General features: G+C 70.1%; 12 protein-coding genes. 10 read left to right on the top strand and 2 right to left on the bottom strand.

Annotated features, from left to right (window positions below):
* A partial coding sequence (locus VHU88_06385) for a hypothetical protein (protein HEX3611298.1) occupies positions 1-193 on the top strand: 193 nt, incomplete at its 5' end.
* Positions 194-206: 13 nt separating this feature from the next.
* Here VHU88_06385 and VHU88_06380 read toward each other — a convergent pair.
* On the bottom strand, positions 207-1205 hold the full coding sequence (locus VHU88_06380) for an NAD(P)-dependent oxidoreductase (GenBank protein HEX3611297.1): 999 nt from the start codon (positions 1203-1205) through the stop codon (positions 207-209).
* 90 nt (positions 1206-1295) lie between these two features.
* Here VHU88_06380 and VHU88_06375 point away from each other — a divergent pair, with 90 nt between their 5' ends.
* The 5 genes from VHU88_06375 (at position 1296) to VHU88_06355 (ending at position 5771) form a co-directional block, all read left to right on the top strand.
* Entirely contained in the window at positions 1296-1949 is a 654-nt protein-coding gene (locus tag VHU88_06375; protein HEX3611296.1) for a hypothetical protein, read from the top strand.
* Positions 1950-2440: 491 nt separating this feature from the next.
* The gene (locus tag VHU88_06370) at positions 2441-2659 is read left to right on the top strand and encodes a hypothetical protein (GenBank protein HEX3611295.1); all 219 of its coding nucleotides are present in this window, start codon (positions 2441-2443) and stop codon (positions 2657-2659) included.
* 79 nt (positions 2660-2738) lie between these two features.
* On the top strand, positions 2739-3956 hold the full coding sequence (locus VHU88_06365) for an acyl-CoA dehydrogenase family protein (protein ID HEX3611294.1): 1218 nt from the start codon (positions 2739-2741) through the stop codon (positions 3954-3956).
* A complete protein-coding gene (locus VHU88_06360) occupies positions 3944-4714 on the top strand; it encodes an SDR family oxidoreductase (GenBank protein HEX3611293.1) in 771 nt (256 codons plus the stop codon). Before VHU88_06365 ends, VHU88_06360 begins: the two co-directional genes overlap by 13 nt.
* Positions 4715-4766: 52 nt before the next feature.
* A complete protein-coding gene (locus VHU88_06355; protein ID HEX3611292.1) occupies positions 4767-5771 on the top strand; it encodes a phosphotransferase family protein in 1005 nt (334 codons plus the stop codon).
* A gap of 9 nt (positions 5772-5780) precedes the next feature.
* Here VHU88_06355 and VHU88_06350 read toward each other — a convergent pair whose 3' ends face one another.
* On the bottom strand, positions 5781-6074 hold the full coding sequence (locus tag VHU88_06350; GenBank protein HEX3611291.1) for an antibiotic biosynthesis monooxygenase: 294 nt from the start codon (positions 6072-6074) through the stop codon (positions 5781-5783).
* A gap of 318 nt (positions 6075-6392) precedes the next feature.
* Here VHU88_06350 and VHU88_06345 point away from each other — a divergent pair, with 318 nt between their 5' ends.
* The 4 genes from VHU88_06345 to VHU88_06330 all read left to right on the top strand — a co-directional run bounded on the left by VHU88_06345 (position 6393) and on the right by VHU88_06330 (position 9762).
* The gene (locus VHU88_06345) at positions 6393-7871 is read left to right on the top strand and encodes an aldehyde dehydrogenase (protein ID HEX3611290.1); all 1479 of its coding nucleotides are present in this window, start codon (positions 6393-6395) and stop codon (positions 7869-7871) included.
* Positions 7872-8060: 189 nt separating this feature from the next.
* On the top strand, positions 8061-8291 hold the full coding sequence (locus VHU88_06340; protein ID HEX3611289.1) for a hypothetical protein: 231 nt from the start codon (positions 8061-8063) through the stop codon (positions 8289-8291).
* Between the two features lie 250 nt (positions 8292-8541).
* Entirely contained in the window at positions 8542-9450 is a 909-nt protein-coding gene (locus VHU88_06335) for a hypothetical protein (protein ID HEX3611288.1), read from the top strand.
* Between the two features lie 117 nt (positions 9451-9567).
* Positions 9568-9762, top strand: coding sequence for a hypothetical protein (locus VHU88_06330; protein ID HEX3611287.1), 195 nt, complete (start codon positions 9568-9570; stop codon positions 9760-9762).
* Positions 9763-9771 lie beyond the last annotated feature (9 nt).

Genomic DNA, 9771 nt, shown 5'->3' with positions numbered 1-9771 from the left:
GTCCTACCTGGACCCCGGTTCAGGTGGGCCGGACAACGACTTCACCAACCGCAACACGACGTTCATGACGTGGAACCTGTTGCATCTGGCCCGCATGATCACCGACGCGGGCGGTATCCCCGTGCACGGCAACCAGCGCTCGCGGTGGGACGCCGGCTGCCGTTTCGACTTCCCCAATCCCGAACACCGATGACAGGGGACCGGCATTACCGGCGACGGGTGACCACCGGCGAGATCCCGTTGACGACGTCGTGTATCGGTTCGCCGTCCAGTACGCGGCGGATGTTGGCCACGGATTGGCCGATGACCCGGGCCACGGCCTGGGCGGCTGCGCCGGCTGCGTGGGGGGAGAGCAGGACGCGGTCGTGGGTGCGTAGCGGGTGGTCCGGCGGCAGGGGTTCGGTGGGGTAGACGTCGAGGGCGGCGCCGGAGAGGTGCCCGGAGTCCAGGGCCGCGATCAGGGCCGTCGGGTCCAACACCCCGCCACGGCCCACGTCGACGACGATCGCCCCGGCGGGCAGCGCGGCCAGTTGGGCCTCGCCGATCAGGCCATGGGTGTCCGGTGTCCGCGGTAGGCACAGCAGCAGGACATCGCTGCGCGCGCACAGCGCAGGCAGCTCCAGCCACGGGAAAAGAGCCTCCGGGCGCCTGTGCCGCGACCAGTACGCGACCTCGCACCCCCACGCGGCGAACAACGATGCCGCGAGGCTGCCCACTGACCCGAACCCGAGTACGCCGATCCGCAGCCCACCGATCTCGCCGAGACTGCGGGTCACGACGTCCATCTGCGGCCAACCCCCGGCGCGGATTTGGCGGTCCGCCCAGGCCATGGATCGCGCCACGGAAATCGTTGCTCCGACCGCCCATTCGGCCACCGAGCGGGCATTCGCGCCGGCCGTGTTGGCCACCGGGACCCCGCGGGCCGCCAGGCCGTCGAGATCCACGCTGTCCGTGCCGACGCTCGGCTGCTGGACGAAAGCCAACTGCGGTCCGGCCGCGGCCACCGCGGCGGCGTCGAACGGCAGCGGATGCGTGCCCTGCCAGGCCGCCAACACCAACTCGGCATCGGCCAACGCGGCATGCAGTTCCGGCTGCGACGGGTGGAACAGCATCGTCAGATCGGCGCGCTCCGGCAGGTTACCGAGGAACGGCCGGATCCGTTCCGCCGGCAGGGGGAACAACGACAGCACCCGCCACCGACCCATTCCTTCACCCTAAATCCGTCGGGAAATCACCTCGCAGCGGGCACCAGCGCCAACACCGACGGAGGACCTTGGCGTGTCAGACTCCGCTTCGTGGCAGCGCGGCACGACCTGGCCGGCGGCGGACCTGGACCTGGCTTGCGGGTGCTGGTGACCGCTTTGGCGATCGAGGACGGCCAGACCCCACCGCCCGAGGTGGGGCAGGAACGGCTTTGGACCCTGGAGTTCTTCGAAGCCGAAGGCGATGCGCCCGACACGACCGTGACATCGGTGGAGGCGCTTGCCGAGCCGGAGGCCCCGCCGATGGGGCCCGGCCCCTGCGAGATGGGTGAGCGACCGGGGGAGCGGACCGTGTGGCCGACCCGCCTGACAGGTTTCGATTGGTCGGCAACCTGGTGGGCCCGGCGTCCCGTCACCGGCCGCGTCGCCTTGCGTGGCCGTTTGACGAACGACCTGCACGGATACCTGGGTGTCACTGCCGGAGTCCGGGGCCGCGTCACCCGCGTCCAGGTGGTGGTCGAGACCTACCGGCCCGGGCCCGGGAGACATCGAATTGCGCACCTGCAGCGGACACGCGAGATGGACGTGGCGCCGCGGTGGTTCGACAACGGCCTGGTGCCCGACCTGCCCGCGGGCCCCGTCCCATCCGGTTGGTACCCGATGAAGAGCCCTGACGTCCCGTACACCGCCGAGACCGGGGTACTGATCGACCTCGACCGAACAGTGGATGCGCTCCGGGACGGTTGAGGGATTGCGGGATTGGTGAAGAAAGTGCAGTAGGTCCGGAACCTCTGGTTCGTCCGGGGCGTCGAAGCAGCGGAAGAGGATCACCGTCCCGTCTGCCGGGTGACTGCGCGTGGCGCCACTCCGGAGGTCGTGACATTCGATGTCGCGGACATCGAACCCTGACCGAGGAGACCCGTTTTCGATGCCTGCTGTGCGAACCCGTTCCACCCTCAGCGTCATGTCCGTCGCCCTGCTGGCCGGTTCCTGGGCGGCACCTGCGGCCGGCGCGGCCGTGGTGACCCCGACCGGTGGGGATGTGCCCGGCGATCACGTCCAGGTGACGCTGTGGCGGGGCAGGCCGATCACATGCCCGGACAGCGACGCCTCACTGCGCCCCGGGGCCCTGGTGACCGGCGGGCGTGAGTGTTTCCGTCTTCACCGCCAGGTCATGGCCGTCGAGGAACCCCGCGACGTCAAGGTGTTTCCGGGGGCGGGACGGTGCGGGTTGGCAGGTGGTGGTGACCTTCAACGACCGGCAGCGGCGGGAGTTCGCCCGCGTCACCGCCGCGGCGCTCGGCCATGAACTGGCGATCCTGGACGGGCACCGGCTGATCAGCGCACCCACCGTCATGGACCGGATCACCGCCGGCAAGCTCGGGATCGTCGGACTCACGCGGCCGCAGGCCCGACACCTCGCCGACGACCTCCGAAACTCCCGATCGGACCGCTGAACCCGGCGCGCGCCAACGGGTCACAACGGCTCCTGGCCCCGAAGTCGTCGGCCCGCGGCGCCCGGCAAGAATCAACGCCATGACGACTTCCCGGATCGCGGAGTCCGTACCGAAGAGCCCTGGCCTGACCGAGCGGGTGATCGACCTGAAGGGTCGGATGCTCGAGTTCATCGACGGGGAGGTCTTTCCCGCCGAGCGGGTGGTCGAGGAGGGTGGCGAGGCCGGGCGCAACGCGCTCGCGGAGCTTCGGGCCAAGGCGCAGCGCCTTGGCCTGTGGGCACTGGGTCACCCCGTGGATCTGGGCGGCGGCGGGCTGTCGTTCATGGAGTTCGTCCACCTGAACGAGATCATCGGCCGGTCCGAGATCGGGATGCTCGCCGTCGGGTCGATGACCCAGCACGACACCGTGATGTGGCGCCGCTACGGCACGGCGGAGCAGAAGAAGCGCTGGCTCGACCCGCTGGTGGCGGGGGAGTACCAGTGGATCGGGATCGGGCTCACCGAGCCGGAGGTAGCCGGCTCGGACCCGACGTTGATGCAGACCACCGCCGTACTCGACGGCGAACAGTGGGTCATCAACGGCCACAAGTGGTTCACCTCGTGGGCGAGCGCTTCGCCGGCGGTGCTGGTGTGGGCCAAAACCGACCCTGACGCGAAGCCGCACCGGCAGTTCTCCGCGATCATCGTCCCGGTCGACACCCCCGGGTACACGCACGTGCGCGACATCCGCACGATGGGCCACGCCACCGGCCGGCACGGCGAGATCCGCCTGGAGAACGTGCGCGTCCCGAAGGAAAACCTGTTCGGCCCGCGAGGCGAGGCCTTCGCGATCGCGCAGACCCGCCTGGGCCCGGGGCGCATCTTCCACTGCATGCGCTGGCTCGGTCAGATGCAGCGCGCCTTCGAGCTGATGGTGGACCGCGCCCGCACCCGTTATGCCCACGGCTCCTACCTGCACGAGAAGGGCGAGATCCGCCGGTACATCGCCGAGTCCGCCGCCGACATCCAGGCCCATCGACTGATGACGCTCGAGGCTGCGCGAGTGGTCGACGAAGGCGGCGACGACCGGGTCGCGATCTCGCTGATCAAGTTCCGCGGTGCGCAGTATCTGCACGACGTCATCGACCGCGCGATCCAGGTCCACGGCGCCGCGGGCGTCACGGAGGACTTCCCGCTGGAGAAGATGTACCGCGAGGCCCGCTACGCGAGGATCTACGACGGGCCTGACGAGGTGCACCGCATGGTCGTCGCACGGACCCTCACCAGGGACGGAGCCGTCGCGCCGTGGCGGAAGTAGTGGCATCGCTGGCGGGGCGCGTCGCTGTGGTCACCGGTGGTACTCGCGGCCTCGGCTACGAGATCGCCCGCGCGTTCGCCGAGCACGGCGCCGACGTCGTGGTCGCTTCGCGTAAGCCCGAGGCCTGCGTTGCCGTCGCGCAGGACCTGTCGGGGAGGACCGGCCGCCGCGTCCTGGGCGTACCCGCGCACGTCGGACGGTGGGAGGACTGCGACCACCTCGCCGAGGCTGCCTACGCCGCGTTCGGCCGCGTCGACGTCCTCGTCAACAACGCCGGCATGTCGCCGCTGTACCCCTCGCTCGACCAGGTCGGCGAGGACCTCTTCGACAAGGTGATCGCGGTCAATCTCAAGGGCCCGTTCCGACTCGCCTCGCTCATCGGGACGCGGATGGTCGCGGCCGGTGCCGGCTCGATCATCAACATCAGCAGTGTCGCAGCCGTCCAGCCGAGCGCGGTGGAACTGCCCTACGCGATGGCCAAGGCCGGCCTCAACAACATGACGGTCGCGATGGCCCGCGAGTTCGCCCCCACGGTGCGCGTGAACACGATCATGCCGGGCATGTTCATGACCGACATCTCGAACGCGTGGGATCCCCTCGAGGTCGAGCGCCGCTTCCGCGAGAACGTCCCGGCGGGCCGCGGCGGGCAGCCCCACGAGATCGTCGGCGCCGCGCTCTACCTCGCGAGCGACGCGTCGAGCTACACCACCGGTTCGGTGATCAAGGTGGACGGCGGCATGGCCTGGGCCGCGGGCTGACGTGACGTCAGAAAACATCGAGGGCGTAGACCTCGTCGCGCTCGAAGGATGGATGGACGGTCAGGGCCTCGGTGCAGGCCCCGTCACCGACACCGAGGTCCTCGTCGGCGGCACCCAGAACATCCTGCTCAAATTCACGCGCGACGACCGCGGCTACGTCCTGCGCCGCCCGCCGGTCCACAAGCGCGGCAACAGTGACGAGACGATGCGCCGCGAGGCCCGCGTACTGGCTGCGCTGGCAGGCAGCGAGGTCCCGCACCCCGGGCTGATCGCGGCCTGTGCGACGGAGGAAGTCCTCGGCGCCGCGTTCTACCTGATGGAACCCGTCGAGGGCGTGAACCCCTCCGAGGATCTCCCCGAGCGCCTGACCTACGACCAGGACTGGCAGACCGCGCTCGGCCTGTCGATGGTCGACGGCCTCGCGGCGTTGAGCCGGGTCGACCTGGCAGCGCGTGGACTGGCCGACTTCGGCCGCTCCGACGGCTGGCTGGAGCGGCAGGTCCCGCGCTGGCGCAAGCAGCTCGACTCCTACGCCGCGCTGCCGAACTACCCGGGTCCGTCCCTCCCGCACGTCGACGAGGTCGGCGGATGGCTCGAGGAGCACCGGCCCGAAATGGCGCACCTCGGTCTGCTGCACGGCGACGTCCACTTCGCGAACGTGATCATCAAGCGTGACGCCCCGGAGCTCGTGGCATTCGTCGACTGGGAGCTGGCTACCGTCGGCGACCCGCTGCTCGACCTAGGCCACATGATCTCGACCTGGCCGGGCCGCCCCGCCACCGTCGCCCGCGTCGAGATCCCCGGGCTGCCCGGCCCGGACGTCCTCATCGAGCGCTACGCCCAGCAGTCCGGCCGCGACGTGAGCGACATCGAGTGGTACATCGTCCTGGCCTGCTATCGCCTCGGAATCATCCTCGAGGGTTCCTACGCCCGGATGCTCGCCGGCCAGGCCACGCAGGAAGTCGGCGAACGCCTGGGCCGGATCGCCCGTGAGCTGTTCGGCCAGGCGCACGAGATCACCGGCCGGCCCGGGCCGCGTCCCGCGACCGGTGTCTGAGCTCCTCGCTCACGCCCCGGGGTTGGAGTACGTGCTGAACCCCGGGGGCCCGGCGAGCATCGGCCCGATGGCGTCCATCAGGCCGGTCTCCACCCGCCAGGACAGGTATTTCTGTTGGTGCTCGCGGCTCTCCCAGACCTCGATCAGCAGGATTCTGCTCGCGTCGTCCAGGTCCCGGTGGGTGGTGACGCTGATGCAGCCGGCATACGCCCGGGTCTCCGGCAGTACCGAGACCAGCGCGTTCCAGAAGTTGTCCGACTCCTCGGCCTTGGTGGGGAAAAGCACGGTCACCGTGACTGACATGGATCCGCCCTTCGGGGGTCGCGGATGGGGTCTCTCCCGCACGTGAATCTAAACCGGCGGACCAGGATCCGGAATGGGCGGAGCCCGCCGAGTACCTCCGGCCGTCCCGCAACTCCGCCGGCACCCAAACCGCTCCGCGCCGGCGGGCAGTTGACACGCAACTGCCAGGCCGCGTAGGAGTGGATCCCACTCGTACGCAGGTGATCGCGCAACCTCACAAACCCACGTCCCCCTCGACACGGCCGGACCCGTCCGCGGGCCTCGGCGGTCGAGGGGGACAGCAGGCCTCAGCCCCTTCAGTTCCTAGCAGGAGGAACAGTGACCGTAACCCTCGAACCGCAGACCGATCTGGACCGTCGGCTCTTCTTCATCGACGGGCAATGGGTCCAGCCGCGCGGCTCCGAGACGCACGTGGCTGTGGAGGCCGCCACCGAGAAGGTGCTCGGCACCGCGTCCCTGGGCACCGATGCGGACATCGACGCCGCGGTGCTCGCTGCCCGGCGGGCGCTGGACACCGGACCGTGGGGTCGCACGACCGCCGCCGAGCGGGCCGAGGTGATGCATCGCTTCGCCGCGGCGCTGATGGCGCGCGGGGAGGCCACCAGCAAGCTGGTCAGCCAGGAGAACGGCATGCCGATCGGGCTGTCGTCGATGTTCAACGGCGCCGCGCCGGCGATGATGCTGCAGATGTACGCGGAGTTGATCAAGCAGCTCGCCCTCGAGGAGGTCCGGCCCAGCGCGACCGGTGCCACGATCGTGCGCCGCGAGCCGGTCGGGGTCGTCGGGGCGATCACGCCCTGGAACTACCCGCAGGCGCTCGCCATGTTCAAGATCGCCCCTGCGCTGGCGGCCGGTTGCACCATCGTGCTCAAGCCGTCGCCGGAGACCGCACTGGACTCCTACGTCTTCGGCGACGCCGCCCAGGAGGCCGGTCTGCCCCCGGGCGTGCTCAACATCGTGCTCGCCGGACGCGAGGCGGGCGCGGCACTGGTCTCCCATCCCGGTGTCGACAAGATCGCCTTCACCGGTTCCACCGCAGCCGGGCGGATCATCGGGGCCGAGTGCGGTCGCCTCATCCGACGCGTGACCCTGGAACTGGGCGGCAAGTCGGCCGCGATCATCTGCGACGACGCCGACCTGGACGTGCTGATCGCCGGACTGCCGACCGCCTCGTTCATGAACAACAGCCAGACCTGCACCACCCAGTCGCGGATCCTGGCGCCGCGCTCGCGCTACAAGGAGGTCGTCGACGCAGTGGCGACCGTCGCCAACTCCTTCAACGTCGGCAACCCGCTGGACCCGGAGGTGACCTGCGGGCCGATGGCCAGTGAGACCCACCTGAACCGGGTGCTCGGTTACATCCAGGCCGGGCGCGACAGCGACGCCCGGTTGATCACCGGGGGCGGGCGTCCCGCGAACCAGGACCGCGGTTGGTTCGTCGAGCCGACGGTTTTCGCCGACGTCAAGAACAGCGACCGACTGGCCCGCGAAGAGGTCTTCGGCCCGGTCATGGCAGTCATCCCCTACGACAGCGACGACGAGGCGGTCGCGATCGCCAACGACAGTAACTACGGTCTCGGCGGCTCGGTCTGGACCACCGACGAGGCACGCGGCCTGGACATCGCGCGCCGGGTCCGCACCGGCACCATCGGCATCAACCACTACAACATCGACCTCGGCGCCCCGTTCGGCGGCATGAAGGACAGCGGCCTGGGACGCGAACTCGGCCCGGAGGCCTTCAACGCCTACCTGGAATACAAGTCGATCTACGCCAGCGCAGCCCAACTGAAGGCCTGAACGGCAGCCTGGCGACCCGATCCGACCTGGTTTCATCGGCTGTCCGGCTCGGCCGGGCAGCCGATGACCGAGGAACCGTCGGGTCGTCGGGTCGTCGGACGAGCGAGTCTGACGATGCGTCACTTCGATCGCGACTACTGACAGGCCTTGCCGCCGCAGTCGTGCACGGATCGTAGGACGGCTTCCATCTTGTCGAAGCTGTCTGCCTGGCCGTCGAACCTGGTCATCCTCGCCCGACGAGCACTCGGTCCCGTTCTCGTCGACGAACACGTGGTGATAGTCCCCACCGGGGCGCAGGTCGATCTCGCAGACCGTCATCACGCAGCCGAACGGCGCGAACCACGTGCGCACCTGGTCCGGGCTGGTGAGCACGTCGAACACGAGCGCGGCCGGGGCCTGGAACCTGCCGGGGTGCACTGAACCTCTAGGTCGCCGGGGAACTCGACGAGCATCGACCCCCGCCGCTTTGGTTCCACCGCCGGCCTCCTGACCACCGGTGCCGGCGGACCGGCCTCAGCATGGCTGCCGCCGGGTGGAGTGATCAAGACGCCTCCGGAGCTGCCGGGAAGGATGTGGCGGCGCAGGGTGCGGGATCGACAAATCCCGGCACCGTGTCGGTTAGCGGACGGACATCTGTGCGGGAATGGGATTTTCGGGTGCGAATCCCTCGGTGAGGGTGCTCCTACCCGGCCGGCTGGACCGGGTGTGCGTCCAGGCTGGAGGAATCGTGCGCAACCTGATCCGCGCCGCAGGGACCATGTCCGCCGGCGCTGCTGTCGCCCTGATCGCGGCATCCGGTGCCGGGGCGGTGACAGTCGCCGGGACCCGCGCGGCGCCGACCGTCCTGGCGGCCCCGGTCGAGGTGGATCCGGATCTGCCGGTGGTGACGGCCGGCCCGGGTGGTGCCGCGTTCCGTACCGAGCCGACGCCGGATTCCCCGGTGGTGTTCGTACTGGCCGCCGGCCGCGGCGCGAACGTCGCCTGCTGGATCCTCGGGGACAGCGTGGAGGGGCCCTACGGGACCAGCGCTCGTTGGTTCGTGGCCCCCGACGGCGGCAGCCTGGTCCCGGCCGCGCGGGTCCGCGTCGACGACTCGTCCTACCCGGGTTCGTGCCGGGACGACGGCTGGTACGCCGACGACGGGTTCACCGACGCGCACTGGCACCACAATCACGTCTGGCACTACCGCGGCGATGCGCACCGCGACGGCACGCACCACGACGGCGGGCGGCCAGGGCCGATCACCGGCCCGCCGCACCGGGTCCCGCCGCCGCACACCCGCACCGACCCTGCGCCGCACACCGGCACCGACCCGGGTTCACGCACCGACCCGGGCCACCACACGCGCACCGACCCCGCGCCGCGCCCGCACACCGGTACCGATCCGATGCCGCGCACCGATCCAGGCCCGCGGACCGACCCGGGCCACCACACGCGCACCGACCCTGCGCCGCACGGGAACTTCGACCCCGCGCCGAGCCCGCACACCGGTAGCGCCCCGATGCCGCGCACCGATCCAGGCCCGCGGATCGACCCGGCCCCCCACGCTCATCCCGGGCCCGTGCACCCGGTCGGCTGAGGCCTACGCCCAGGCCGGCCGGCCCGGTTGCTGATGTTGCCGTCTTCCTGAACCGGGAAAGAACTCTTCGTCCTTCCCGGAGCGATCCGCCGGACGATGGCTCTAGGGTCAGTGCCCATGAATACGGAGACGATCAGGGCTCGGCTGCACGACGCGATGCATCACAGTCACCGCAACGCGACCGAGGAGGAGCTCGCCGAGGTGGGTGCGCTCGTGCTGACCGTGGTCGCCGCAGTCACCGCGGAACTGGCCGAGGTGATCGCGGAACTATCCGCCCGCGTCACCGCCCTGGAGTCGGCCGCCGGCGCCTGAACCTGACGC

This window comes from Sporichthyaceae bacterium (assembly GCA_036269075.1).
Lineage (GTDB): Bacteria > Actinomycetota > Actinomycetes > Sporichthyales > Sporichthyaceae > DASQPJ01.
Note: the sequence above shows the minus strand (reverse complement) of the source record. Positions and strands in the feature narration are given on the sequence as shown.

Excerpts from the sequence above, each read along its gene's own strand:
- VHU88_06355 (HEX3611292.1), top strand. The coding sequence starts at position 4,767 with ATGGACGGTCAGGGCCTCGGTGCAGGCCCCGTCACCGACACCGAGGTC.
- VHU88_06350 (HEX3611291.1), bottom strand. The coding sequence starts at position 6,074 with ATGTCAGTCACGGTGACCGTGCTTTTCCCCACCAAGGCCGAGGAGTCG.
- VHU88_06330 (HEX3611287.1), top strand. The coding sequence starts at position 9,568 with ATGAATACGGAGACGATCAGGGCTCGGCTGCACGACGCGATGCATCAC.
- VHU88_06380 (HEX3611297.1), bottom strand. The coding sequence starts at position 1,205 with ATGGGTCGGTGGCGGGTGCTGTCGTTGTTCCCCCTGCCGGCGGAACGG.
- VHU88_06365 (HEX3611294.1), top strand. The coding sequence starts at position 2,739 with ATGACGACTTCCCGGATCGCGGAGTCCGTACCGAAGAGCCCTGGCCTG.